Source organism: Novosphingobium sp. BL-52-GroH, from assembly GCF_044813085.1.
GTDB lineage: Bacteria > Pseudomonadota > Alphaproteobacteria > Sphingomonadales > Sphingomonadaceae > Novosphingobium.
The window spans coordinates 3,104,310-3,129,924 of record NZ_CP171152.1 but is presented as its reverse complement, the minus strand read 5'-3'; the positions used below and the strand labels follow the sequence as shown (position 1 = coordinate 3,129,924).

Genomic DNA, 25,615 nt, shown 5'->3' with positions numbered 1-25,615 from the left:
AAGACCATGCCCATCGACGCCGCCAACCCCGTCCCGCCCGTATTCCCGCGCCATGTCGGCATGGACCAGGTGCCTGCCCACGTACCGCCCGAACTGATCCGCCAGTCGGGCCTGACCGTGGGGCCCGACTTCCTCGCCGGCCCGCACGACTTCATGGCGGCGATGCACGAGAAGCAGCCGCCGATCTATTACGACGTCAGCCCGATGGGCAACATGTGGCACCTCATCAAGCACGAGGACGCGCTGTTCGGCCTGCGCCATCCCGAAGTCTTCTCGAACGAGGGCGCCACCCCCTTCCCGCGCGATCCGGACGACTACTTCTACTTCATCCCGATCGAGATCGACCCGCCCCACCACCGCAAGTACCGCAACATCGTCGACCCGGTGTTCAGCCCCCAGGGCGTGCTCAAGCTGGAAGGCCAGATCCGCCAGCGCGCGAACGACCTCATCGACACGATCGAGGCCAAGGTCGCGGCCGGTGGGACTTGCGAATATACCGAGGACTACGGCCGCCCGCTGCCGGTGTCGGTGTTCCTTGACATCATGGGCCTGCCCCAGTCGATGCGCGACGAGTTCGTCGAATGGGCGGTGCAACTGCTCCATTCGAACAGCCGCGAAAGCATGGGCGAGGCGATGCGCAAGATCACCGTCTACCTCAAGAGCGCGATCGCGGAAAAGAAGGCGAACCCCGACGACGGGGTCATCAGCCGCATCGCCCACGCCGCGCCCGACGGGGTGCCGCTTTCGGACAAGGAGATCTTCGGCTTCGTCTGCTTCCTGTTCATCGGCGGGCTGGACACGGTGTTCGCGACGATGAACAACATCTGGCTCTACCTCGCGCAGAACCCGGACAAGCTGGAGGAGATCCACGCCCGCCCCGACGACATCGACAAGATCGTCGAGGAGCTGCTGCGCCGCTGGTCGGTGACGTTCTCAGGCCGCGTGCTGGAGAAGGACTACGAGATGCGCGGCGTGCAGATGAAGAAGGGCGACCGCGTGACGTTCGTGCTGCCCGCCTGCAACTTCGATCCCGACGTCTTCCCCAATCCCAAGGAGGTCGACTTCGACCGTCCGCGCAAGACGATCCTGGCCTTCACGGTCGGGGTGCATAGCTGCATGGGCGCGCATCTTGCCCGGCTCGAGGTGAAGATCGGGCTGCAGGAATGGCTCAAGCGCATCCCGAAGTTCGCGGTCAAGCCGGGAACCCAGATCGAGTACCGCCCCGGCGGCGTGATCGGACCGGAGCACCTGCCGCTGGTGTGGTGAGAGCGCCCGGCGAAACCTGGCGACCGTAAGCCCGGGCGGCGACGGGGTCAGGGCCGTTCAAGACGTGCGGAGCGGCGCCTCCAGAATCTCCAGCAGCGCCGCCTCGAACGCCTCGGGGCGCTCGTACATCGCCCAGTGCCCGGCGTCCGCGACGACACGGAACAGTGCTTCGGGCTGGACCGAGCGCAGCGCCGCCTCCTGCACCGCCGGGTCGGGATGCGGCAGGTCGCACTCCCCCCAGATCGCGTCGACCGGCACGGCTACCGCGGGCAGGATGCGCGCCAGCCGGTCGGGCACCACCAGCGGCGGTACGTGGAGCCGGGCGGCCTTGGCATTGGGCAGGAGCATGTGGATGGCGAGGTCGTCGGCACTGTCCGGGTCATGGAGCATCAGGCCCAGCAGGTTGGCCTTGAGAGCCGCGCGCCGCTCCTCGCCGACGAGGCCGCCGACCCGGCCGAGGCGCGGATGCCCCATCGGCGTACCCAGCCCGCCGCAGCCCACGATCACCAGCCTTCGCGCGACATGCGGGTGCAGCGCCGCGAGATGCGCCAGGGCCACCCCGCCGAAGGAGAAGCCGCACAAGTCCACCGGCAGCCCGACCGGCCCGAGAACCGTCGCCAGCCCTGCGGCCAGCGCGGCCGCGATGCCTTCGTGGTCGGACGTTTGCGGCATCGCCGAACCGCCATGCCCCGGCAGGTCCGGGACGATCAGCCTGCGATGGCGGGACAAGCGCTCGATATTGCGGACCCAGTGCGTCCACGAACCCTGCCCGCCATGGGCCAGCACCAGCGGTTCATCGCCGCCCTCGCCCCAGACCCGCCAGACCATCGTGCCATCGCCGCAGGGTGTCTCGACGCGCCTCGCGCGCGCCTCGATCGCGGCGAGATACCCTGCCGGATCGCACTCGCGATCGCTCGATCCGTCATCCATCGCTCTCTCCTTCGCGGAGCCATGGGACCATTGCCCATCGCGGCAGGCAACCACGCGCTTAGAACTGATCGCCCGGGTGAAGCGAATCAGTCATATGGTCAGATTTACCCAGGGGAAATTTTTCGCATGCTGCGCAACAAGAATTGCAATTCTTGCTTGGCCAAGGCGATTTTCTGATGCAAAGTAATCCGCGAAAGGTCCTTACGACCTTACCGGAGTTGGGAGAGAGCGCGCCGGGGATGATCTAATCACTCCGGCGCGCCGATTTCTCGCTAACGCAGCATAACTTGAGACTGCGTTCAATAACCAGCAACCTCCCCTAAATCTGTGCCGCGCGCAAGGCCTGTTTGGTCCGTCAGCAAACTTTTGCGTCAGCCTTTTTCGCAACGCAGCAAATTTCCCAGATTTCTTCCGCAGTTGCGAGGTCGAAAACCGATTCGCGCGTCGCATGATGAACCGCGCCGGAATGGCCTGCCGCGACGATTGCGATCGGCCAGCCCGTCCGGTAGAGCGTCCCTCCCACCCCGCTCGACATTTGGACGGCCAGTGCCCAGCCGCGAAACCGCCCGCCAGCTCTGGTCGATCGCCCTCCCCGCGATGCTCACCAACGTCGCCACGGCGCTGTTCGGGATTGCCGACATGTGGGCGATCGGACGGCTCGGCGATGCCCCGGCCCAGGGCGCGGTGGAATTGGGCGCCAAGTTCATGCTCGGCCTGCTCAACGTCTTCAACTTCCTGCGCACCAGCACGGTCGCCCTCACCGCGCAAGGCAGCGGCCGCGGCGCCCCCGATGCGCAAGGCGCCACGCTCGCGCGGGCGATGGCGGTGGCCATGGGGATCGGCGCGCTGCTGCTGATGGCGATGCCCTGGACGATCCCCGGCGGTCTCGACCTGCTCGAAGCGCGCGGGCCGCTGCGCGGTGACGCCGCCAGTTATGTCGCGATCCGCTATTGGGCGGGCCCGGTCTGGCTGGCCAACTGCGTGCTGGTGGGCTGGCTGATCGGCCGGCGCCGGGTCCGCTACGTGCTCGCCGTCGAGATCGCCGCGAACGTCGTGCACGTCGCGCTCGACCTGCTCCTGGTGCTGGTCGTGCGCTGGGGTGTCGCCGGGGTGGCGACGGCGACAGTCAGTTCCGAAGTCCTCAAGTTCGCCCTGCTCGCCGCCGTCGTCGTGCGCGAGGGGGCAGCGCGCGAGGCCCTGGCCGCGCTGGGCCACCGGGCTACGTGGACCCGCGCCGAGCTGATGCGGCTGTTCGCGCTCAACCGCGACCTCTTCGCCCGCACCCTGCTGCTGACCGCGGCGCTGCTGATCTTCGCGCGCGCGGGAGCCCAGGCCGGGCCGGTGACGCTGGCCGCGAACGGCATCCTGTTCCAGTTGTTCATGCTGGCCACCCTGCTGCTCGACGGCTTCGAGAGCGCTGCGCAGGTGCTTTGCGGCGAGGCTCTCGGGTCAGGCTCGCGCCGGCGTTTCACCGCGGCGACGCGCGCGGCGCTGGTGTGGGGCGGCGTGACCGGGCTGGCGCTATCGGGCCTCTACGCGCTGGCGGGGGCCAGGCTCGCGGGCGCCTTCAGCACCGGTCCGCAGGTGATCGCGGCGAGCGCGGCCTATGCCCCGTGGCTCGCGCTTCTGCCGGTGCTGGGGGCCGCCTCGTTCGTGCTCGACGGGGTCTTCGTGGGCGCCGGGTGGACGCGCGCGATGCTGGGCACGATGGCGGTGGCCATGGCCTTGTACCTGGCCCTGCTCGCCGCGCTCGCCCCGCTGGGCAACGACGGCCTGTGGATCGCCTTCGCGGCATTGCTGGCCGCGCGTGCGGCGGGGCAGGCGCTGGTGCTGCCGCGCCTCGTCCGCCGCAGCTTCAGCGCTTCCTGAAGACCAGCATCAGGTTGTTGGCCGGCATCTCGACCAACTGGTCGAAGGCGAGGCCGTAGTCCAGCGCGCAGGCCCGCACGCTTTCGACACTGCGCAGGCCCCACTCCGGATTGCGGTGCCGGAGGTCCTCGTCGAATGCCGCGTTGCTCGGCTCCAGCGGGCGGTCGTGGCGGCGGTAGGGACCGTAGAGCACCAGCGGCCGCCCCGAATCGAGGACGTTCGCGGCCCCCGCCATCAGCCCCTCGGTCGCGCTCCAGGCGCTGATGTGGATCATGTTGATGCACAGCACCGCCTCGACCCGCATCGCCGGCCAGTCCGGCGCGGCGGCGTCCAGCGCGATCGGCTCGAGCAGGTTGGAAAGGCCGGCGCCGGCGCGCCAGGCGGCGATCGAGGACCGCGCGTCGGGGTCCGGGTCGCTGGGTTGCCAGACGAGGTCGCGCAGGGCGGCAGCGAAGTGGGCGGCGTGCTCGCCGGTGCCGCTGGCGATCTCGAGGACGCGCCCCGAGAGCGGCAGGACCTCGCGCAGGACCGTAAGGATGGGGTCGCGATTGCGCGCCACGGCGGGAGCCTGGCGCCGGTCGTCGAAGGGGCCGTCGAGAGGAGCGTCGTTTGTCATCCCGCCAGCATGGGAGCGGCCGTCCGCCGGTGCAAGGGCCTCGCGCGCCCGGCCGGTGCGCCGGCCGGACGGAAGGGCGAGAGGGGGCTCGCAAGGCTTGGGGGGCTGCCTTGTCCTTCCGTCCGGCCGGGACGCTTCGTTGCCTTCGATGCGACCCGAAGGGCTTTGTGTTCCCGCCCGCATGTCGCGGCGCAGGATGGGGTACTCAGTGCCCGGCGACGGGCTTGGCATTCCTGGGCGGGCGCGGGGCCAGCCAGATCGTGCAGGCGGCGATGAACAGCGCCACGGCGGAAATCTGGAAGATGTGGATCGTCCCAAGCGCGAGGCCCTGCTGCGCGACGAGCTGCTCGATCATCCCGCTCGCCTGCGATGCCGACAGCCCGCTGTTCTGCAGCGCCGTCGAGACGCCGTGCTCGCCGTTCAGCGTGCCGACCATCTCGGCCCGGTCGGCCGTGGACAGGTCGGTCCAGAGGGTGGTGACGAGCGCCGTCGCGATCGCCGTCGCGAGCGTGCGCCCGAAGTTGGCGATGCCCGCCGCGGAGGCGGTTTCCTCGGGCCGGACCGCGCTCAGGCTGATGGTGGTCAGCGGCACCATGAACAGCGACACGCCGGCGCCCTGGATGAGCTGCGGGAACGCGATCGTCCAGAACGTCGCCTCGGTGGACCAGCCGGTGCGCACCCAGGCGCAGAACGCCAGCCACGAGATGCCGGTGAACACCAGCAGCCGTGGATCGAAGCGCTGCATCAGTTTGGGCACGAACGGCGATGCGAGCACTGCCAGCACCCCCGCGAAGGCCATCGCGTAGCCCGCCTGGGTGGCGGTGTAGCTCATCGAGGTCTGCAGCCACTGCGGGATGATGACCACCGCCGAGAAATAGGTCCCGAAGGCGATCATCAGCGAGAACGTCGAGGCGGAGAACCCTCGATGCCGGAATACCTTGAGGTCGACGATCGGATGGTCGTCGGTCAGTTCCCAGATCACGAAGGCGCAGAAGAAGATCGCGGCGACGCAGGCCAGGGTGACGATCTCGTTCGAGGAGAACCAGTCCTCCTCGCGCCCGAGGTCGAGCATCATCTGGAAGGCCCCGACCCACACCACCAGCAGCACCAGGCCGACGATATCGATGGGCAGCTTCTGCAGCGGCGTGTGGATGCCCTTGAGCAGGCCCAGCAGCGCGAAGAAGATGATCGCCACGATCGGCACGTTGATGAAGAAGATCCATTCCCACGACCAGTTGTCGGAGATGGAGCCGCCCAGGATGGGGCCGATGATCGGCGCGGTGACGACGGTCATCGCCCACATCGCCATGGCCTTGGGATGCATGTGCTTGGGGAATATGCGCAGCATGAGCGTCTGCGTGAGCGGCATCAGCGGGCCGCCGCACAGGCCCTGGCCCAGGCGGAACGCGACCAGCATCCCCAACGTCCCCGAGAAGCCGCAAAGCGCGGAGAACAGGCCGAAGCCCGCCAGCGAGACCATGAAGGTCCGCACCGCGCCGAAGCGGCCGGTGAGCCAGCCCGTGAGCGGCACGCAGATCGCCTCGGCCACCGCGTAGGAGGTGATGACCCAGGTGCCGCTCTGGTTCGACACCGCGAGCCCGCCCGCGATATGCGGCACCGAGACGTTGGCGATCGTCATGTCGAGCACGACGATGAAGTTCGCCATGGCCAGCACGAAGCCCGCCAGGAGCAGCCGCGCGCCGGTGAACTGGGGTTCGGCCGACGGGGGGTGCTGTGCCGTGCTGGCCATCAGTCCTTGCTCGTCAGGTCGATCTTGGCTTCCATCGACAGGCCGATCCGCAGCGGATGCTCCTTCAGCTCCTTCGGGTCCAGCTCGATGCGCACCGGCAGGCGCTGGACAACCTTGATCCAGTTGCCGGTCGCGTTCTGGGCCGGGATCAGCGAGAACGCCGCGCCGGTGCCGCCCGCGAAGCCGACGACCTTGCCGTGGAACTCCACGTCGTCGCCGTAGAAGTCCGACGTGAGGATCGCGACCTGGCCCGAACGGACCTTGCCGAGCTGGTCTTCCTTGAAGTTCGCGTCGACGTAGAGCGCGCCGACCGGGACGATCTGCATGGCGACGGTGCCCGTCTCGATGCGCTGGCCGACCTGGATGGTGCGGCGCGCGATGACGCCGTCGATCGGCGCGCGGATCACGGTCCGCTCCATCGCCAGCCTGGCGGTGGCGAGCTGTGACTTGGCCAGCAGCACTTCAGGGGCAGTGCCGCTGTCGGTGCCCTTGGTGAGGGCCCGGGCCGCCTCTTCCTGGCGGCGGGCGCTGTTGGCGCTGGCGCGGGCCTGGGCCACGGCGGCGCCGGCTTCCTGGGCGGCGGCCTGCGCGGACGCGAGCGCCTGCCGGGCGGAGGTCAGTTCCTCGCCCGAGACGGCACCGCCACCTGCCAGCGCGTTGCGGCGGCGGAAGTCCTCCTGCGCCTTGTCGAGCGAAGCGCGCGCGGAAGCTTGCCGGGCGATCGCGGAGGCGATCTGCGTGGCGCTGGCATCGGCGGCCGCGCCCAGCGCGTTCTCGTTCGCCAGCGACTGGCCATAGCGGCGGGTCGCATATTCGAGCCCGGCCTCGGCCTGGGCCAGCGAGATGCGCTGGTCCTTGTCGTCGAGGCGGAACAGGATCTGCCCCTTGCGCACCGGCTGGGTGTCGGTGACCAGCACTTCGGCGATCTGGCCCGAGGTGAGCGGTGTCACTTCGGCGCTCTCGCCGCCGACGTAGGCGTTGTCGGTCGAGACCGAGCGGCTGCCGATGAACACGTCGTAGAGGAAATAGAGCGCGGCGATCGCCACCACCGCAACCGCCAGCCCGATCAGCAGGGGCTTGCGGTTCTTCTTTTCGATCACGCTCCCGGAACCTTCCGGCGCCGATGCGCCCTCGGGGCTCGCAGGCCGATCCTGCACGTCATCACTCATTGGTCGGGAGCCTTCTCACTGGAATTGTCTGCGAACCCGCCACCGAGCGCGCGCTGCAGCGCGACTTCCAGGGCCAGGGTGCGGAAATGGGCATCGATCGCCGCCTCGCGCGCCTGCAGCGCGTCGGTCTGGGCGGTCAGGGCGTCGAGGTAGCTGGACAGGCCGCCGCGGAAGCGCTGCATCGACAGGTCGTAGCCGATCTGCGCGGTGCGCGCCGCCTCGGCCGCGTCGACTTCCTGGCCGGCGGCGGCATCGCGACTGGCGAGCCCGTCGGCGACTTCCTGAAGGGCGCCGACCACGGTTTCGTTGTAGCTGGCGACCGCGGCGTCATAGCCGCCGCGCGCCTGCGTGAACTGGCCCTTGAGGCGCCCGCCCTGGAAGATCGGCAGACTGAGCGCGCCGGTGCCGTTGCCGTACGTCGAGCCGCTGTCGATCAGGTTGGACAGCCCGAGCGAGGTCAGCCCGAACAGGCCGCGCAAGCTGATGTTGGGCATGTAGGCGGCTTTGGCCTGGTCGATCCGGGCCCCGGCAGCTTCGGCGCGCAGCCGCGCCGCGACGATGTCCGGACGGCGGCCGGCCAGCGCGATGCCGGCATCCGCGGGAATGCCCGACACGGGGACCGTGGCGATTGCCGGGGGGGTGATGGACAGTCCCCGGTCGGGCCCCTTGCCGAGCAGCGCTGCAAGCGCATGCCGGCGCAGGAGGGTCTGCTCCTCGTTGGCCGAGAACGCGGCGCGTGCGGCGGCGGCGGCGGATTCGGCCCGGCGCAGCGGCGCCTGGTTGTCCATCCCTTCGCGCGCGCGCTGGCCCGTGAGGTCGACGAACGAGGCGCGGGCCTTGGTCGCGTCGGCCAGTGCCTTGCCGCGTTCGACCAGGCGGGCGAGGTCGAAGTAGGAGGAGACGACGTTGCTGGCGATCATCAGCTCGGCCTGGCGCGCGTCGGCCTCGGCCGCCTCGGCCTCGGACGTCGCGGCGGCCAGCGCCTTGCGGTTGGCCCCCCACAAGTCGAGGTCGAAATCGCCCGAGAGCGCCAGGGTGCCCGTGCTGTTCCATCCGTGGGGAACGAAGGAGGCCGGGATGCCGTTGTTGTAGCTCTGCTTGGTCAGGCCTGCCGAGCCCTGCCCGCCAAGCGTCGGCAGCAGCGCCGCACCGGCGACGCCGGCCGCTCCGCGCGCCTGGCGGATACGGGCCTGTGCCGCCGCGACGCTGGGCGATCCGGCGAGCGCTTCGTCCACCAGGGCATCGAGCTGGGGATCGCCGTAGACCGTCCACCAGCGCTCGCGCGGCCAGTCGCGCGACGCCGCGGTGGTTGCCAGCGAGCGGGCCGATTCCAGCCCTTCGGGCGTCGTCAGTTGCGGACGCGGGCCCAGGTCGGGCGCCGTGCAGGCGCCGAGGGACAGGGTCACCGCGAGCAGGGATGCTGCGGCGAATCGCGGATTGATATACGTACTCATCAGTACACTTTTATCGAGATGCGGGTTGAATCTGTCAAACAAAAAGTGTACTGCATGGTACGCCTATGACGGAATTGATCGGAAAACGAGAGCTCAACAAGGCACGCAAGCGCGCGGAGATCGTGCGCGTGGCCACGCACTTGTTCCTCGCCCAGGGATATGCGGCCACAAGCATGTCCGCAATCGCCGACAAGCTCGGCGGCTCCAAGGCGACCCTGTGGGCGCACTTTTCCTCGAAGGAAGACCTGTTCTCGGCAGTCATCGACCTTCAGGTCGGGGCGTTTTCGCGCGACGTCGACGAAGTCCTGACCATGCAGACTTTTTCCCTGCCTGCGCTGCGCCGCGCGTCCCTGCGCTTCATCGACTGCCTGCTGCGCGAGAATTCGGTGCGGCTTTACCGGCTCATCATGAGCGAGGGCGAACGATTTCCGGAGATCAAGGAGATGTTCTACGCCCGCGGGCCCGTCAAGCTGCGCTGCCGCATCGCCGATTTCTTCGCGACCCGCTTCGACGAGGGGCATACCCGGCGCCTCACCCAGATCACGATGTCCGCCGTGACCGGATACCGCTCCGACGTGCTACTTCGCCCGAGCAAGGCCACGAATGCCGAGCACGAGGCCTTCGTCGACGACATGCTCGCCTCCATCGCCTGGCCCGCGATGAAGGACGAAGTGCCCACGCCCTGACAGCTTGCGCGAGCGGCCCGGCCGCCACCGCCCGAGCGATCACTGCCCGGTGTTCCCATTCGGGATTGGACGTCCGCAAGCTCCATCGGCCATCCTCGTTCCGCTTCGGCAGGAGAGGAAACGCAAGCCAATGAGCGACGAATCGTCCGCCACGATCCGCGACGCCCGCAAGGACTGGATCGGCGAGCATCGCGACATGTACCTGCAATCGGGTGGGGCGCGCGGGCACATCATGGACGTGACGCCGGTCGGCGGCCGCGCCTTCGCGACGCACTGCCTGGTCAAGTACACCGGCCGCAAGAGCGGCAAGATCTTCATCACCCCGCTCTGCTACGCCGATATCGGCGGCGAGGTGGTGATCTGCGCCTCCAAGGGCGGCGCCGACCATCACCCCGCCTGGTATCTCAACTTGCGCGAGCAGGAGACCGTCGAGTTCCAGGTCGCCACGCAAGCCTTCCGCGCCACCTGGCGCGAGCCCGAGGGCGAGGAGCGCGACAAGGTCTGGGCCTTCGTGGTCGACTGCCACCCCTTCTACGGCGCCTACCAGAAGGCCACCGAGCGGGTGATCCCGCTGGTCATGCTGAAGGCCTTCGAGCCCATCCCGGTGTTCAGGGCGAGCGATGCCACCGGCGAACGCCAGTACTGAAAGAGACAACCCGAAATGAGCGACGCCGACTTCGATCCCTCCGACATCGACCAGTACCTGGGCAAGCCCCTCGATTTCTCTCCTCTGCGCGAGGCGATCGCGCCCAACGACATCCGCCGCTGGGTCCATGCGATGCATTACCCCAACCTCGTGCACTTCGACCCCGCCACCGCCGCGGCGAGCCGCTGGGGCACCCTGGTGGCGCCGCAGAGCTTCGCCATCGCCACCGACGACGGCCACGGCGCCGCCCCTGCCTGCGTGGGCCGGCTCGCCAATTCGCACCTGCTGTTCGGCGGCGACGAGTGGTGGTTCCACGGCCCCCGCATCAAGCCGGGCGACGTGATCGCCAACACCCGCATTCCCTTCGACTACACCGTCAAGCAGACCGGCTTCGGCCCGACCGTGTTCCAGCGCGGCGACAACAACTATGCCAACCAGGACGGCGAACCCATCGCCCGCCAGCGCTCCACCTCGATCCGCTACCGCGCCTCGGCCGGAGGCGACAGCGTCAAGCGGGACGACTTCGAGGAGCCCGAATGGACGGAAGCCGCGATCGAGGACGTCGAGGCGCGGCGTTTCGCCTGGGTGCAGGTGCTCCACGACCTCGGCCACAAGGAGCGCTGGTGGGACGACGTCCAGGTGGGGGATGCCCTTCCCGAACGCGTCTTCGGCCCGCACTCGCTGGCCAGCTTCGCCACCGAATGGCGCGCCTACATCGTCAACACCTGGGGCACGATGGACTTGCGCATCCAGGACCTCGAGGCGATGGGCTTCACCAAGGAGATGGCCGGCTACGAGAACGATCCGGTGATGCAGAAGGTCAACCCCTTCCTCACCGACGGCGCCTACTACGGCCCCTCGCGCGGGCACCTGTTCCCGAGGTTCGCGCGCAAGATCGGCATGCCGCGCGGCTATGGCTACGGCGCCTCGATGGGCTCCTGGGTGACGGACTACCTTTCCGGGTGGGCGGGCGAGCACGGCATGGTCGTGCACTCGATCGCCAACTACCGCGGCCCCGCGCTGACCGGGGACGTGACGATCCAGAGCGCGGAAGTGATCGACAAGTCGGTGGACACCGAAGGCCGCCACCTCGTCCACGTCAGGCACCTGATGAAGAACCAGAAAGACACGACGATGTGCACCGGCACGGCGGAGATCGCGTTGCCGAAGAAGCCGGGCTGATCCGCCGCAGCCGTCCCGGGCCCGACCCGGGACGGCGCTATCGCGGAAACAGCGTCCCGCCGCGCGAGACCGTTTCCACCCGGCCGCCGATCCAGACCGCGCCCTCGACGTCGAGCGCGCAGTGGACCAGCCCGTCCGCGCCCACCTTGCGGCCCTGCGCGGCGCGGTAGCTGCCCTGCGCCAGCCCGGCGGCGAACAGGTACTGCGCCGCCGCGGCGTTGAGGCTGCCGGTGACCGGGTCCTCGACCAGCCTGCCGGCGGGATCGGCGAAGAAGGCGCGCAATTCGAACTGAGCCGCCTCGCCCGGCGCGCACGGTCCCAGCAGCGCGACATCGGTGCCCAGCGGCGCCCGCGCGACCGGATCGGCGGCGAGCACCGCTTCGGCCGAGGCGAGGTGCAGCAGCTTCCAGCCAGGCCCGTTGCTCGCATGGACGGCGGCGATCACTTGCGCCTCGTCCGCCCCGGTCAGGCGAACGGTCTCGACCCGGTCCTGCGCGTCGAGCGGCCCGGAACGGATCAGCGGCGGGGCGCGGAACGCCAGCCGTTCGCCGTCCTCGCGCACGTCGACGAGGCCGATGCCGCACTCCTGCACCACCCGTCCCGCCACGCGCGGCACGCCGCCGGCCGCGAGCCAGGCATGCGCGGTGCCGAGCGTCGGGTGCCCGGCGAACGGCAGCTCGCCCGCCGGGTAGAAGATGCGCACGCGGTAGTCAGCACCGGGGTCGGTCGGCGGCAGCAGGAAGGTCGTCTCCGAGAAGCCCAGCCACCGGGTCAGGCGCAACATCGCGGCATCGTCCAGCGCTTCGCCGCCGCGCACCACCGCCAGGGGATTGCCGCCAAGCGGGCCCAAACCGAAGACGTCCACCAAATCCAGCACCATTACGTACCTCCCGCATCAAATTGCCACGCCGCGCGTTTCATCGCAGCCAGAACCCGGCCTGTCCTGTCCCGTGTGCATTCGTGCCCACAGTTCATCACCGGTTCGGCTGCGCCGGTCGATCGACGGCGCCGGGTTTCGAATACAAGTCATCGCAGGAGAATGGAAAAATGAGGAAAACCCTGCTGGCGCTGGCCGCCTTCGCCGCCACCGCCACTGCGTTTCCGGTCGCCCCTGTCTTCGCCGATCCCCCGCCGTGGGCCGGCCGCGATCGCGACGACCGCCGGGGAGATCGCCACGACAACCGCCGCGACCGACGCGACGATCGCCGCTGGGACCGCCATGACGACCGGCGCGACCGCATCTACGATTCGCGCGGCCGCTACGCACAGCCCCGCCGCATCGATCGCAATTCACGCATCTGGCGCGGCAACGACGGGCGCTACTACTGCAAGCGCGACAACGGCACGACCGGCCTCATCATCGGTGCCGGCGTGGGCGCGCTGGCCGGCCACCAGATCGCCGGCAACGGCGACCGCACCCTGGGCGCGATCCTTGGCGGCGTGCTGGGCGGTGCCCTGGGTCGCGAGATCGACAAGGGCGACATCCAGTGCCGGTAAGCTGAACGAGGAGCGTCGTCCCGGCCGGTCCGGGACGACGGTCATTTCCCGAGCAGGTCGACGAACATCCCTTCCACCCGCGCCTTGTCGACACGGAAGACGACCTCGACGTCCTGCTCGCCCATCCCCGGCCCCTTGCCCGCCGGCCAGCTCAGCAGCGCGCCGTAGTTCGCGCCGGGCATCAGGTCGACGTCCATCGCCATGCGGCCCTTGCGAGTCACGATCGCGGGATCGATCCAGGCCGCCGCCTGCACTTCGTCCCATAGCGGAAAGCCCGCCTGTGCCGTCTGCCGCAAGTAGCGCGCAACCGGGCGGCCGCTCGCCGCCGCCTTGTCGATCAGCGCCTGCGTCCCGAAGATCCCGGCGTTGGCGTCGCCGGTGACCAGCACCAGCCGCCGCCACTTCGTCGTGAAGACCACATGCGCGGCCTCGGGATCGAAGAAGTGGTTGAACGACATGCGCGGGGCATAGGCGGTCTGCATGTCGAACTCGTCGTGCTCGCCATCGACGTCTCCGGCGACGAAGTTGCCGCCTTCCGTCACCACTTCCTTCACCCGCCCGGCAAAGCCCTCGTCCAGCCGCTGCGCCAGCGCCAGGTTGGTGAGCGGGCCCATCGCGATCACGCTGACCTGCCCGGGATACTTGCGCGTCATCTCCAGCAGGAACTCGGCCGCCGAGCCCGCGCGCGCCTTCGCCGTGGGCATCCCTTCGGGCAGCGGCGGCACGGCGAAGGGCCCGTGCGGTTCGCGCCGCTTCATCGTGTTGTAGGCGGGCCAGGCGTCCATCCACGCGCCCTTGTAGGGCAGCGTGCCGTAGAGCGCCTCGCGCCGGGCATTGCGCTCCTTGGAATTGACCAGCGGAAAGACCGCGCCCTGGACCACCGGCACGTCGGTGCGGCCGACCAGTTCGAGCATCCGCAACGTCGCCGCCGTTTCCTCGGGCGCCCAGCCGTCGCCGCTGACGGTGGTGACGCCCAGCACTTCGACGGCGGGGTCCTGCAGCAGCATGAGGATGGGCTGGAGGCCCGGCCCCTCGAAGGCGTCCTGGTCGATGATGACCTTGCGCTTTTCCGGGTGGCTTTCCGGCGCCGCGGCTGCCGGGACGGGCAAGGCGAGCGCGGCCGCCAGGAGGGGGAGCAACGCGAGGCGAAGGGAACGCAAGGGCAAGGCATGTCTCCGGATGAACGCATTGCTCTATCGACGGGGAGAAGGTGCAGCCAACACAATAGTCCGCACGGGCCGTTGCCGAATTTGCCGCGCCTGCGGCGGCGCCACGCGGAAGCCTCGCCAAGGTTGCGCCATAATTTCCGGGCGACGCCATCCACCTCCGTTCGTCGCTCGACAGCATCGGTTCGTCACGCATTCCGGATCCCAACGCGTCGTTCATCCGACGTTGTGGATCAATGAACGAAGAGCCGCGTTACCAGTTCATTCCACGCAACCAATGAGGGCACACTCCCATGCGTAAGATCATTCTCGCTGCCACCATGATGGCGCTTGCCGCACCGGCCATGATGGCCGTTTCCGCTCCCGCCGAGGCGCGCGACCGCCACGAGCGCAAGTATCACCGCACCCATGACGGCGTGCGCTACTGGCGCGGCAACGACGGCCGTTATCGCTGCAAGAAGAACAACGGCACCACCGGTCTGCTGATCGGCGGCGTCGGTGGCGCCCTTGCCGGTCGCGCGATCGACACCCGCGGCGACCGCACGGTCGGCACGCTGCTGGGCGCTGCGGGCGGTGCCGTCCTCGGCCGCGAGATCGACCGTGGCGGTTCCAGGTCGCGCTGCCGCTGAGCCGGCCGCAAGGTTCCAGAAAGAAGGCGCGCCGTTCCCCCGACGGCGCGCCTTTCTTTTTGGCATGGTCAGGGCCCGGACGGATGCAGGGCGCCAAACCATGGAGCAAAAGAGCACCAGGAGCGGCAGCACGGACGCCGCGGCGCTGCAAATGCCGGCCAGGATCGACAGCGGCGATTTCGGTCGCTCATCGTGAAAAGTGCATAGAGACGGCAGAATCCGACGAAGCTGTCTCCGTCCGGACGGAATCGCAGTCCCGCCGTCCGTGCGGGACGATCGGGCGGGTGGCGCCAAGGCGACGATGCTCTGGAAGGCGACGATGCTCGGGCGCATCCACGATCGCCGGTCGCGGGGCCTTTCCTACGCCGGCCGGCTATGCTCCAATGCCATGATGTGCCAGCCCCTTGCCTCCCCTGCCCCCATGCCCTTCGAAACCGCCGACGACCGCTCCGGGATCGCTTCGCCAGGACAGTGTAAACCGTGTAAACCTGTCGCCTTGCGCGGGGGCGTCCGGTGAGTTCCATCGCAGGCAAGCGCCCCGCCATGCTGGTGACCGGCGGCGCCAAGCGGATCGGCGCCGCGATCGCGCGGGCCTTCGGGGCGGCAGGCTGGCACGTGGTGATCCACTACGGCCGTTCGCGCGCGCAGGCCGAGGCACTCGCCGCCGACCTGCCGTCGGCCGAAATCGTGTCCTGCGCGCTCGACGACTGGGACCAGGGTCCCGCGATGGTGGAGGAACTGGCGGCAAGGCTCGACGACTGGCGCGTGCTGGTCAACTGCGCCGGCGTGTTCGACATCGACAGCGCGCAGGACCTCGATCCCGCGACCTTCACCGCCGCCATGCAGGTCAATGCCGGCACCCCCGCCCGGCTGGGCCAGTCCTTCCTCGCCCGCGCCCGCGCGCCGGGCGGGCGACGGCTGATCCACGTGACCGACCAGAAGCTGGTCAATCCCAACCCGGACTTCTTCTCCTACACCATGAGCAAGCATGCGCTGTCCGCGACCATCCCGATGCTGTCGATGGCGCGGAGCGACGCTCGCGACCGCGTCTACGGCATCGCCCCGGGTGCCATCCTGGCCAGCCACGACCAGACCGAGGAAGAGGCGGAGGTCTCCCACCGCATGAACCTGCTCCACCGCCGCGCCACCGCGCAGGACGTCGCCGGGGCCGCGCTGTTCCTCGCCGGGGGCTGGCTGGCGAGCGGGGAAACGCTCTACGTCGATTCGGGCCAGCACCTGACCGCCCAGCCGCGCGACGTGCTGTTCCTCGCCCGGCAATGAAATCCGCGCCGGCTGTCCCCGGGTTTGTACATTTTGCAACGCAAGCCCCCTTGCGCCCGGCAACCGCCCCCCGCAAAAACACCCAATGGCATTCGGTATACTTGACCGCTTCCTCGAGCGCGGCGTCCGTCAGGGCGTGCTCGAGGTCCTCCGCCCCGATGGCACCCTCCGCCGCTTCGGCACTCCCCAGGAAGGCTTCCCGCAAGTCCGCATCCGGCTGACCGACAAGTCCGCCGAAAGCCGCATCCTGCGCGACCCCCGCCTCGGCGCGGCCGAAGCCTTCATGGACGGCCAGCTCGTCGTCGAGGAAGGCGACATCATGGCCCTCGTCGAACTGCTGCGCGCCAATGCCCGCTGGGACCGCGGCGGCGAACTGCACGAGACCAAGGCGCTCAAGAAGATCGCCGGCAAGGTCGTCACCCTGATCGACGGCATCAACAAGGCCACCAGCGCCAAGGCCAACATCGCCCACCACTACGACGTCGGCAACGACCTCTACCGCCTGTTCCTCGACACCGAGCACATGCAGTATTCCTGCGCCTACTGGCCGCATGCGGGCATGACGCTGGAAGAGGCGCAGAGCGCCAAGCTCGCCCACATCGCCGCCAAGCTGGCGATCGAACCGGGCAGCCGCGTGCTCGACATCGGCTGCGGCTGGGGTGGCATGGCGATCTACCTGGCGAAGAACTTCGACGTCTCGGTCAAGGGCATCACGCTGTCGGAAGAACAGCTCGCCCTGGCCCGCGACCGCGCGACCGAAGCCGGCGTCGCCGGCCGCATCGACTTCGAACTGGTCGACTACCGCGACCTCGCCGCGCGCGGTGACAAGTTCGACCGCATCGTCTCGGTCGGTATGTTCGAGCACGTTGGCCAGGCCCAGTTCGCCCGCTTCTTCCGCGACTGCGCGACGATGCTGACCGATGAAGGCGTCATGCTGATGCACACCATCGGCCGCATGGGCGGCCCCGGCTCGACCGACGCCTTCACCCGCAAGTACATCTTCCCGGGCGGCTACATCCCCGCGCTCAGCGAGACGCTCGTCGCCAGCGAGAAGGTCCGCCTGATCGCCACCGACGTGGAAACGCTGCGCCTCCACTACGCCCTCACCTTGCGCGAGTGGTACAAGCGCTGCGTCGCCAGCAAGGACGCCATCGTCGCGCTGATGGACGAGCGGTTCTACCGCATGTGGATCTTCTACCTCGCCGGCGCCACCGCCGCCTTTGAAAGCGGCGGCATGTGCAACTACCAGATCCAGTACGCCCGCTCGCGCCACGCCCTGCCCCTGACGCGCGACTACTTGCGCGAAAACGAGAAACGGCTGCCGGGCGGGTAAATGCCCGTCATGACGGATCGGCTCCACCATTGCGATCCACCCGCGCACCTGCTAGCCGCGCGCCCAACCATCCACCGCCCATCCTCGCGGAGCCGTTGACCATGTCCGACACCATCAAGAAGGTCGTCCTCGCCTATTCCGGCGGGCTCGACACCAGCGTCATCCTCAAGTGGCTGCAGGTGAACTACAACTGCGAGGTGGTGACCTTCACTGCCGACCTCGGCCAGGGCGAGGAACTGGAGCCCGCGCGCGCCAAGGCCAAGCTGATGGGCCTGCCCGACGAAAACATCTACATCGACGACCTGCGCGAGGAATTCGTGCGCGACTTCGTCTTCCCGATGATGCGCGCCAATGCCCGCTACGAGGGCGACTACCTCCTCGGCACCTCGATCGCCCGCCCGCTGATCTCCAAGCGCCTGATCGAGATCGCCCACGAGACCGGCGCCGACGCGGTCGCCCACGGCGCCACCGGGAAGGGCAACGACCAGGTCCGCTTCGAACTGTCGGCTTATGCGCTCGACCCGAACATCAAGGTCATCGCCCCCTGGCGCGAATGGGACCTGACCAGCCGCACCGCGCTGATCGCCTGGGCAGAGCAGCACCAGATCCCCGTCCCCAAGGACAAGCGCGGCGAAAGCCCCTTCTCGACCGACGCCAACCTCCTGCACACCTCGTCAGAGGGCAAGGTGCTCGAGAACCCCTGGGACGAGACGCCCGACTACGTCTACTCGCGCACCGTCAATCCCGAGGACGCGCCGGACCAGCCCGAATACATCACCGTCGACTTCGCCAAGGGTGACGGCGTCGCCCTCAACGGCGAGGCGATGAGCCCGGCCACGCTCCTCACCGCCCTCAACGAACTGGGCCGCAAGCACGGCATCGGCCGCCTCGACCTCGTCGAAAACCGCTTCGTGGGCATGAAGTCGCGCGGCATGTACGAGACGCCCGGCGGCGAGATCTACGCCCGCGCCCACCGCGGGATCGAGCAGATCACCCTCGACCGGGGTGCCGCGCACCTCAAGGACGAGCTGATGCCGAAGTACGCCGAGCTGATCTACAACGGCTTCTGGTTCGCCCCCGAGCGCGAGATGCTCCAGGCCGCGATCGATCACAGCCAGGCCCGTGTCAACGGCACCGTCCGCCTCAAGCTCTACAAGGGCTCGGTCTCGGTGGTCGGCCGCAAGAGCCCCGATTCGCTCTACTCCGAACGCCACGTCACTTTCGAGGATGATGCCGGCGCTTACGATCAGAAGGACGCGGCGGGCTTCATCAAGCTCAACGCCTTGCGCTTGCGGCTGCTGGCCCAGCAGGGGCGCTGAGAGTCTTTCCAACAGCTTAACCGCACAAGGCGGCCCGTTGCCAAAGCGCGACGGGCCGCTTTTGCGTGGGTGGCCATCGGGAACCCACCCGACTAGGACTCCCGCATCGTCAATGACGAAGTGGGGTCTTGCTTGAACTACCGTCGAACCGGCCGGATGGCGGCGCTTGCCGTTGCCATGACCTTCACCCTCGCAGGTCCCGTCCAGGCTGATTCCGGGCTTCTCGCCATCAACGCCGCCGTCGCTCCCGAAGTTCCCGTGTCGATGCTTCCCGCTCCTTCGGTCGACACGCCCGCAGCGGCGCCGTCGATGGAACTGAACGTCGAGCCGATCGCGGGCGGCATGGCCAGCTACTACGGCCGCCATCTCGCCGGAGCGCGCACCGCCAGCGGCCAGCGCTTCGACCCCGACGCTCTGACCTGCGCGCATCGCACACTGCCATTCGGCACTCAGCTTCAGGTGACCAACCCCGCCAATGGCGAATCGGTCGTGGTCACCGTCAACGATCGTGGTCCGTTCCACGGCAACCGTGTGATCGACCTGTCCGACGCCGCCGCCGAAGAGATCGGCATTCTCGGCAAGGGAAGCGGTAAAGTCCAGCTCGCCGTCCTGAGCGACTGAGCCTGTTGCGCATCGGCTGATTTGGGAAAAGTCGGCCGGCGCAGCTCGGAGGGGGTGGGGGAAGCGCCGCGCCGGCCTTCACTTTCGATAACAAGGAAACCGCAGGTCGGTTCCCAAATAGCTCAAAACAGCAAGTGATCGGGGCTACTGCGGTTATCGCTCGCGCTGCAATCGTCATTCCCGCGCAGACGGGAATGACGAACGGACGTTCAATCGAATGACGGTCCCGGCACTTCACATCGCGGCGTAGGCTTCGAGCTTTGCAAGGTTCGCGGCCACCGCCTCGGGCGGCAGGAACGAGCCTGTGAAGCTGTTGCGCGCCAGCGTCACCAGATCGTTACGCGTCAGCCCCCGCGCCTCCGCCACCGCGCGGTAGTTCTCTGCCACGTAGCCACCGAAATAGGCCGGGTCGTCCGAGTTCACCGTCGCCTTGAGGCCCAGCGCCAACATCCGGTCGAGCGGGTGGTCGACAAGATCGTCCACCACGCAGAGCTTGAGGTTTGACAGCGGGCAGACCGTGAGCGTCATCCCCTCCGCCGCCAGCCGCGCGACTAGCGCCGGGTCCTCCAGCGCACGGTTGCCGTGATCGATGCGGTCGGTCTGCAGCAGGTCGAGCGCCTGGTGCACATATTCGGGTGGGCCCTCCTCGCCGGCATGGGCGGTGATCTTGAGCCCCTGCGCTCGCGCGGCGGCGAAGACGCGGGCGAACTTCTCCGGTGGGTGGCCGACTTCCGAACTGTCGAGCCCGACCGCAGCGATGCGGTCGATCCACGGCTGCGCAGCCTCCAGCGTGGCGAAGGCGGCCTCTTCGGACAAGTGGCGCAGGAAAGAGAGGATCAGGCTGGAGGTCAGGCCCAGTTCCGCCTCGGCCATGCTCATGGCGGAGAGCAGGCCCTCTATCACGTCTGCAAAGGCGATGCCGCGATCGGTGTGGGTCTGGGGATCGAACATGATCTCGGCATGAATCACGCCGTCTGCCGCCGCCCGCACGAAATAGGCCATGGCGAGGTCGTGGAAGTCCGCCCGGGTGCGTAGCACGTCGGCGCCCGCGTAGTAGATGTCGAGGAAGTCCTGGAGGTTCGAGAAGGCGTAAGCCGCCCGTACTTCCTCCACCGAGGCGTAGGGGATGGCGACCTGGTTGCGCTGCGCCAGCTCGAACATCAGCTCGGGTTCGAGGCTGCCCTCGATGTGGAGGTGGAGTTCGGCCTTGGGGAGGCCGGCGATGAAGGGGGCGAGATCGGTCATGGTGTCCATTGTCGGGGTTACGGGGCGAAAATCAATCGTCGTCCCGGCGTATGCCGGAACCGCGGGGTGCTCTCGAGGCGGTAGCTCGTTGTAATGCGAGGGGGGCGAGGCCTTGCCAGCGGCCCCGGATCAGATGCGGGACGACGGCCGCGTCCATGCGCATTGCCCCATCACGTACGTTCGCGCGATGGCGCGCTCGTCGCCCAAGATCTGCAGCGCGAACAGGCGCGTCGCCAGGTCAGCGCCTGCGGTGCGGCGCGCGAGGAGCGGAGTGGCGGCAGCGTCGAGCACCACGAAGTCGGCCTCATGCCCCACTTCCAGCGCACCGACGCGATCCCCGATGTGCAGGAGCGCGGCGCTCCCGGCGGTGGCGAGGTAGAGCGCGCGGAACGGATCGAGCCGGTCCTCGCGAGCCAGCGCCGCCTGGTAGGCGAGGCCGGCGGTGCGCAGCATCGAAAACGAGGTGCCCGCGCCCACGTCGGTGCCCAGCCCCAGCCGCAACCCGTGCCGGTCCGCCTGCCCGAAGTCGAAGTGCCCCGATCCCAGGAACAGGTTCGAGGAAGGACACACCGCGATCCCCGCGCCGCTTTGATGCAGGCGCGTGCAGGAACGTTCGGGCAAGTGCACGCCATGCGCGAAGACCGAGCGCGGGGTGACGAGCCCGAAGCGGTCGTAGGCGTCGAGGTAATCCGCCGCATCGGGGAAGCGCCCGGCGACGGCGGCAATCTCGTGGACGTTCTCGGCGAGGTGGGTGTGCATCAGCACCTCGGGATGCTCAGCCAGTAGCGCGCCCGCGTCGGCCAGTTGCGCGTCACTGGAGGCGAGCACGAAGCGCGGCGTCACCGCGTAGCCGAGCCGGCCCCGGCTCTTCCAGCGGCGGATCAGCGCTTCGGTTTCGGCGCGGCCGGAGGCGACGGTGTCGTTCAGGCCATCGGGCCCCAGGTCCATCAGCACTTTGCCCGAGACGATCCGCATCCGCCGCTCCAGCGCCGCTTCGAACAGCGCGTCGACCGATTGTTCGTGGACGGTGGGGAACACCAGCGCGCTGGTGGTGCCGTTCTGCAGCAGCTCGTCGAGGAAGAAGGCGGCGATGGCGTCGGCGTGGGCTTTGTCGGCGAAGGCCTTCTCGGCGGGAAAGATATGCTTGTCGAGCCAGTCGAGCAGCTGTTCGCCGTAGGAGGCGATGCTGTCGGTCTGCGGGTAGTGGACGTGGGCGTCGATGAAGCCGGGGACGACGAGGCCGGGCAGCCGCTCGGCCTCGGGGTATTGGCCCGCAAGATCGGCATAGGCGCCGCGGGCGATGACGACGCCGTCCTCGATCGCGAGCAGGCCGTCGGGTTCGTGACGCACGGCGCCAGGCCCCGCATCGCGCGGGTCGTGGGAGACGGAGAGGAGTTCGGCGCGGTAGGTCAGGATCACCAGTCCATCCCCGTTTCGGGGAGGAGTTTTCTCGACATCATCATTGCCCTCTCAACGTCAGCAGTTGGGCGCATACGGAGATCGCGATCACGTCCGGCTCCTTGCCCGTCACACCCGCCATCCCGATCGGTGCGGTGAGGCGTGCGAGAGCCTCGGGCCCGATGCCATCGGCCGCCAGCCGCGACCGGAAGCGGGCGATCTTGGTGGAGGAACCGATCAGGCCGACGAACGCCATCGGCTCCGGGCGGGCCAGTGCGGCCAACGTCAGGTGATAGTCCAGCGGATGGTCGTGGGTGAGGATCAGCACTGCCGCATCGGCGGGGGCTTCTTCCACGCAATGGGCGATGTCCTCCTCGGCCATCACCGTCACGCCGTCGATCGCGCCCTGTTCGGGGCGGGTGTCGAACCAGGCGAGGTGCAGCGGCAGTCCGGTCATGTGCCGGGCGATGGCCTGGCCGACGTGGCCCGCGCCGAACAGATAGACCGGGCGCGGCCGCTCACCCACCGGCTCGACGAGGCGCGTGCCGGCCTCGGGCTTGTCGCCGCGGGCGGACTGACGGGTGGCCGTCTCGCGCTCGAAGACCTCGCGCACCACCGCATCCGCAGCGAAAGTGGTCGCCAGCATCCGGCCGGGTTCGGCATCGTGCAGCCAGTCGAGCCCGGCGGGATCGAGCCGTTCGACCAGCAGCCGCACCCGCCCGCCGCAGCACTGGCCGAGCAGCGGCCCGAGCGGATAGTCCTGCACCCGCCATGTCCCCGGCGCATGGTCCAGCATCGCGCGCGCCTGCTCGACCGCGCGATATTCGAGCTGGCCCCCGCCGATTGTGCCTTCCTGGCCGCCGGCGGTGACCAGCATGCGTGTGCCGGCGCCGCGCGGGGCCGAACCCTCGCTCGCCAGCACCGAGACCATCGCGGTCGGCACGTCCTTGGCCAGCCGCCGCAGCCAGCCGATCCACTGGCTCATGGGGTGGCCTTGTGGCCGATGCCCCGGTAGCTTGAAAGGGCCTTCAATATCTTCTCGGGCGTCGCCGGCGCATCGAGTGGCGGGATTGCGCGCTTGCCCGGCACTGTCGCGGCGATGGCGCGGTTCAGCGCCGAGAACACAGAGTTCGCCAGCATGAACGGTGGCTCGCCCACCGCCTTGGAGCGGTTGATCGTCGGCTCCACGTTCTCGCCGTCCCACAGCGCGATGGTAAAGTGCTTCGCGCGGTCGGAGGCGGTGGGGATCTTGTAGGTCGCGGGGCTGTGCGTGAGCAGGCGACCTTTGGCATCGAACACCAGTTCCTCGGTGGTCAGCCAGCCCTGCCCCTGCAGGAAGCCGCCCTCGATCTGCCCCTTGTCGACCATCGGGTTGAGCGAGCGACCGACGTCGTGGAGAATGTCCACCGCCAGCACCCGGCTTTCGCCGGTCAGCGTGTCGATCACCACTTCGCTGACCGAGGCGCCATAAGCGAAGTAGTAGAACGGCCGCCCCTTGAACACGGTGCGGTCGTAGTCGATCCCCGGCGTCGCGTAGTAGCCGGTGGAGGATAGCGATATCCGCCCCAGATGCGCCTTGCGCGCGACCTGCCCGAAGGTCAGCGTCTCGGCCCCGACCAGCACGCCGGCGGGGGTGAAGTGCACCCCCTCCTCGCCGCAGCCGTAAGTGCGGGCAAGGAAGGCCACCAGCCGTTCGCGGATCGCGGTGGCCGCGTTGTAGGCGGCCATGCCGTTGAGATCGGCGCCCGAACTGGCAGCCGTGGCCGAGGTGTTGGGCACCTTGTCGGTGCGGGTGGCGGTGATGCGCACCGCGTCGAGCGGCACGCAGAACACGTCAGCGACCACTTGCGCCACCTTGACGTAGAGCCCCTGTCCCATCTCGGTGCCGCCATGATTCACCTGGATCGACCCGTCGGCATAGACGTGCACCAGAGCGCCCGCCTGGTTGAGGTGGGTGGTGGTGAAGCTGATGCCGAACTTCACCGGAGTGAGCGCGATGCCTTTCTTGAGCACCGGGCTGGCGGCGTTGAACGCCTCCACCGCACGGGAACGCTCGTCGTAGCGGGCGGTGTTGCGCAGCCGGGCGATGATCTGCGGTGCGATGTTGTCGGCCACCACCATCTCGTAAGGCGTAGTGTCGCGGCCGGGCCCGTAGAGGTTGGCCACGCGCACGTCGAGCGGGTCGAGCCCGAGGTGCGCGGCGACGTGGTCGATCACCCGTTCGATCGCCAGCATCCCCTGCGGACCTCCGAAGCCGCGAAAGGCGGTGGCCGAGACGGTGTTGGTCTTGAGTCTTTCCGAGACCACGTCGACGTTGGGCAGGAAATAGCAGTTGTCGGCATGAAACATCGCGCGATCGTTGATCGCGGGCGACAGGTCCACCGTCGCCCCGCAGCGCGAGGCAAGGTGCAGCGACAACGCGGTGAGCAGGCCTGCATCGTCGAATCCGACGTCGTAGCGGACCTCGAACTCGTGGCGCTTGCCCGTCATCACCATGTCGTCGTCGCGGTCGCAGCGGAACTTGGCGGGGCGGCCGGTACGGTGGGCGACGAGCGCAGCGGCCCCGGCGAACAGCGCGGCCTGTGTCTCCTTGCCGCCGAACGCCCCGCCCATGCGCCGGACCTCCACCGTCACGTCGGCGGAGGAGAGGTGGAGCATGTGGGCGATCAGGTGCTGCACTTCGCTGGGGTGCTGGGTGGAACTGAGGACATGGATCTGCCCGTCCTCCCCCGGGGTCGCGACGGCGACCTGGCCTTCGAGGTAGAAGTGATCCTGGCCGCCCATCTCGAACGCGCCTGCGAGGCGGTGCGGGGCGACTGCGAGCGCGCCCGGGGCATCGCCGCGCGACATGCGCTGGACCGGTTCGATGTGCGCCTCGGCGGCTTGCGCATCCGCGATGGTGATAGCGGCGGGGAGCGGTTCGTACTCGACCTTGCCCAAACGCGCCGCGATGCGCGCCGCGCGCTGGCTGGTGGCGGCGACGAGGAACAGCGACTGGCCGTGGCAGATCACTTCGCCATCCGCGAGCAGTCGGTCGTCACCCGCTACCGGGCTCACGTCGTTGGCGCCCGGGATGTCGGCGGCGGTGAACACCGCGACGACGCCCGGCGCGGCGCGCACGGCGGCAAGGTCCATCGATGCAACGCGGGCACGCGCCTCGGTCGATTGGCCGAAGGCGAGGTGGAGCATGTCCGCCGGCTCGCCGAGGTCATCGGCATAGCGCGCCTCGCCGCTGACGTGGAGGCGGGCGCTGTCGTGCGGGTGGGATGGCTTGGGGAGCACTTTCCAGGCGGGATCGCGTTCAGCCATTTCGGGGCTTTCGGGTAGGAGCTCCACGCGAAGGCGCGGAGACGCGCAGAGAGGACAAGGGGGGGCTCACGCGAAGACGCGCAGGCGCTAAGGTATCCCATGCTTCCTGCGACCCGCCGCGTCCTATGCGGCGTTGCAGGTGTAAAGCGGCTGCGCCGCAAGCGCGGCACCTTAGGAACTCCGCGCCTCCGCGTGAAAAAGGGATCCAGGCGCGACGGCTGCCCCAGGATGCCGGAAGATCGTGGAACC

At 68.6% G+C, this 25,615-nt stretch carries 22 protein-coding genes; 11 read left to right on the top strand and 11 right to left on the bottom strand.

All coding sequences use genetic code 11. The features are described from left to right. Positions 1 to 6: 6 nt before the first annotated feature. Positions 7 to 1,266: a cytochrome P450 gene (locus ACFFDA_RS27705; protein ID WP_404480460.1), complete on the top strand. Its 1,260-nt coding sequence runs from the start codon at positions 7 to 9 to the stop codon at positions 1,264 to 1,266. A 57-nt stretch (positions 1,267 to 1,323) separates the two neighbouring features. Here ACFFDA_RS27705 and ACFFDA_RS27700 read toward each other — a convergent pair whose 3' ends face one another. Further along, complete coding sequence (locus tag ACFFDA_RS27700) at positions 1,324 to 2,196, bottom strand: alpha/beta fold hydrolase (RefSeq protein ID WP_404480459.1); 873 nt, start codon at positions 2,194 to 2,196, stop codon at positions 1,324 to 1,326. A gap of 546 nt (positions 2,197 to 2,742) precedes the next feature. On the opposite strand from ACFFDA_RS27700, the gene ACFFDA_RS27695 reads away from it, so the two are divergent. Then, positions 2,743 to 4,065 carry an MATE family efflux transporter gene (locus tag ACFFDA_RS27695; protein WP_404480458.1) on the top strand — a complete coding sequence of 441 codons (1,323 nt, stop codon included), beginning with the start codon at positions 2,743 to 2,745 and terminating at the stop codon, positions 4,063 to 4,065. On the opposite strand, the gene ACFFDA_RS27690 is transcribed toward ACFFDA_RS27695, so the two are convergent. The 4 genes from ACFFDA_RS27690 to ACFFDA_RS27675 form a co-directional block, all read right to left on the bottom strand. Further along, positions 4,052 to 4,681 (bottom strand): DUF938 domain-containing protein, encoded by a 630-nt coding sequence (locus ACFFDA_RS27690; protein WP_404480457.1) that lies wholly within the window; start codon positions 4,679 to 4,681, stop codon positions 4,052 to 4,054. The genes ACFFDA_RS27695 and ACFFDA_RS27690 overlap by 14 nt on opposite strands. A gap of 205 nt (positions 4,682 to 4,886) precedes the next feature. Further along, positions 4,887 to 6,431 (bottom strand): DHA2 family efflux MFS transporter permease subunit, encoded by a 1,545-nt coding sequence (locus ACFFDA_RS27685; protein WP_404480456.1) that lies wholly within the window; start codon positions 6,429 to 6,431, stop codon positions 4,887 to 4,889. Further along, positions 6,431 to 7,600: an HlyD family efflux transporter periplasmic adaptor subunit gene (locus ACFFDA_RS27680; RefSeq protein WP_404480455.1), complete on the bottom strand. Its 1,170-nt coding sequence runs from the start codon at positions 7,598 to 7,600 to the stop codon at positions 6,431 to 6,433. The genes ACFFDA_RS27685 and ACFFDA_RS27680 overlap by 1 nt, the downstream gene beginning before the upstream one ends. After that, the gene (locus ACFFDA_RS27675) at positions 7,597 to 9,054 is read right to left on the bottom strand and encodes an efflux transporter outer membrane subunit (RefSeq protein WP_404480454.1); all 1,458 of its coding nucleotides are present in this window, start codon (positions 9,052 to 9,054) and stop codon (positions 7,597 to 7,599) included. Before ACFFDA_RS27675 ends, ACFFDA_RS27680 begins: the two co-directional genes overlap by 4 nt. A 65-nt stretch (positions 9,055 to 9,119) precedes the next feature. Between ACFFDA_RS27675 and ACFFDA_RS27670 the strand changes: the two genes are divergently transcribed. From ACFFDA_RS27670 to ACFFDA_RS27660, 3 genes are all read left to right on the top strand, one after another. Then, a complete protein-coding gene (locus ACFFDA_RS27670; RefSeq protein ID WP_404480453.1) occupies positions 9,120 to 9,740 on the top strand; it encodes a TetR/AcrR family transcriptional regulator in 621 nt (206 codons plus the stop codon). Between the two features lie 130 nt (positions 9,741 to 9,870). Beyond that, complete coding sequence (locus tag ACFFDA_RS27665) at positions 9,871 to 10,386, top strand: nitroreductase/quinone reductase family protein (protein WP_404480452.1); 516 nt, start codon at positions 9,871 to 9,873, stop codon at positions 10,384 to 10,386. Positions 10,387 to 10,401: 15 nt separating this feature from the next. Further along, complete coding sequence (locus ACFFDA_RS27660) at positions 10,402 to 11,568, top strand: MaoC family dehydratase N-terminal domain-containing protein (protein WP_404480451.1); 1,167 nt, start codon at positions 10,402 to 10,404, stop codon at positions 11,566 to 11,568. A gap of 37 nt (positions 11,569 to 11,605) precedes the next feature. Here ACFFDA_RS27660 and ACFFDA_RS27655 read toward each other — a convergent pair whose 3' ends face one another. After that, positions 11,606 to 12,448 carry a PhzF family phenazine biosynthesis protein gene (locus tag ACFFDA_RS27655; protein WP_404480450.1) on the bottom strand — a complete coding sequence of 281 codons (843 nt, stop codon included), beginning with the start codon at positions 12,446 to 12,448 and terminating at the stop codon, positions 11,606 to 11,608. A gap of 167 nt (positions 12,449 to 12,615) precedes the next feature. Between ACFFDA_RS27655 and ACFFDA_RS27650 the strand changes: the two genes are divergently transcribed. Further along, on the top strand, positions 12,616 to 13,065 hold the full coding sequence (locus ACFFDA_RS27650) for a glycine zipper 2TM domain-containing protein (RefSeq protein WP_404480449.1): 450 nt from the start codon (positions 12,616 to 12,618) through the stop codon (positions 13,063 to 13,065). A 41-nt stretch (positions 13,066 to 13,106) separates the two neighbouring features. Here the strand turns inward: ACFFDA_RS27650 and ACFFDA_RS27645 are convergent, their stop codons facing one another. Then, positions 13,107 to 14,231, bottom strand: coding sequence for a nucleoside hydrolase (locus ACFFDA_RS27645; protein ID WP_404480448.1), 1,125 nt, complete (start codon positions 14,229 to 14,231; stop codon positions 13,107 to 13,109). A gap of 293 nt (positions 14,232 to 14,524) precedes the next feature. Between ACFFDA_RS27645 and ACFFDA_RS27640 the strand changes: the two genes are divergently transcribed. The 5 genes from ACFFDA_RS27640 to ACFFDA_RS27620 all read left to right on the top strand — a co-directional run bounded on the left by ACFFDA_RS27640 (position 14,525) and on the right by ACFFDA_RS27620 (position 19,414). Beyond that, positions 14,525 to 14,860: a glycine zipper 2TM domain-containing protein gene (locus ACFFDA_RS27640; RefSeq protein ID WP_404480447.1), complete on the top strand. Its 336-nt coding sequence runs from the start codon at positions 14,525 to 14,527 to the stop codon at positions 14,858 to 14,860. Between the two features lie 543 nt (positions 14,861 to 15,403). Beyond that, positions 15,404 to 16,141 (top strand): SDR family oxidoreductase, encoded by a 738-nt coding sequence (locus tag ACFFDA_RS27635; RefSeq protein WP_404482898.1) that lies wholly within the window; start codon positions 15,404 to 15,406, stop codon positions 16,139 to 16,141. Between the two features lie 85 nt (positions 16,142 to 16,226). Next, a complete protein-coding gene (locus tag ACFFDA_RS27630; RefSeq protein ID WP_404480446.1) occupies positions 16,227 to 17,474 on the top strand; it encodes a class I SAM-dependent methyltransferase in 1,248 nt (415 codons plus the stop codon). A 101-nt stretch (positions 17,475 to 17,575) separates the two neighbouring features. After that, a complete protein-coding gene (locus ACFFDA_RS27625; RefSeq protein WP_404480445.1) occupies positions 17,576 to 18,793 on the top strand; it encodes an argininosuccinate synthase in 1,218 nt (405 codons plus the stop codon). A 132-nt stretch (positions 18,794 to 18,925) separates the two neighbouring features. After that, positions 18,926 to 19,414, top strand: a complete 489-nt coding sequence (locus ACFFDA_RS27620) for a septal ring lytic transglycosylase RlpA family protein (protein ID WP_404480444.1) — start codon at positions 18,926 to 18,928, stop codon at positions 19,412 to 19,414. Between the two features lie 234 nt (positions 19,415 to 19,648). Here ACFFDA_RS27620 and ACFFDA_RS27615 read toward each other — a convergent pair whose 3' ends face one another. The 4 genes from ACFFDA_RS27615 to xdhB form a co-directional block, all read right to left on the bottom strand. Beyond that, positions 19,649 to 20,659, bottom strand: coding sequence for an adenosine deaminase (locus ACFFDA_RS27615; RefSeq protein WP_404480443.1), 1,011 nt, complete (start codon positions 20,657 to 20,659; stop codon positions 19,649 to 19,651). A gap of 129 nt (positions 20,660 to 20,788) precedes the next feature. After that, positions 20,789 to 22,078, bottom strand: coding sequence for a guanine deaminase (gene guaD / locus ACFFDA_RS27610; RefSeq protein WP_404480442.1), 1,290 nt, complete (start codon positions 22,076 to 22,078; stop codon positions 20,789 to 20,791). Between the two features lie 40 nt (positions 22,079 to 22,118). Then, positions 22,119 to 23,042 carry a xanthine dehydrogenase accessory protein XdhC gene (gene xdhC, locus ACFFDA_RS27605; RefSeq protein WP_404480441.1) on the bottom strand — a complete coding sequence of 308 codons (924 nt, stop codon included), beginning with the start codon at positions 23,040 to 23,042 and terminating at the stop codon, positions 22,119 to 22,121. Then, on the bottom strand, positions 23,039 to 25,366 hold the full coding sequence (gene xdhB / locus ACFFDA_RS27600) for a xanthine dehydrogenase molybdopterin binding subunit (protein WP_404480440.1): 2,328 nt from the start codon (positions 25,364 to 25,366) through the stop codon (positions 23,039 to 23,041). The genes xdhC and xdhB overlap by 4 nt, the downstream gene beginning before the upstream one ends. Positions 25,367 to 25,615 lie beyond the last annotated feature (249 nt).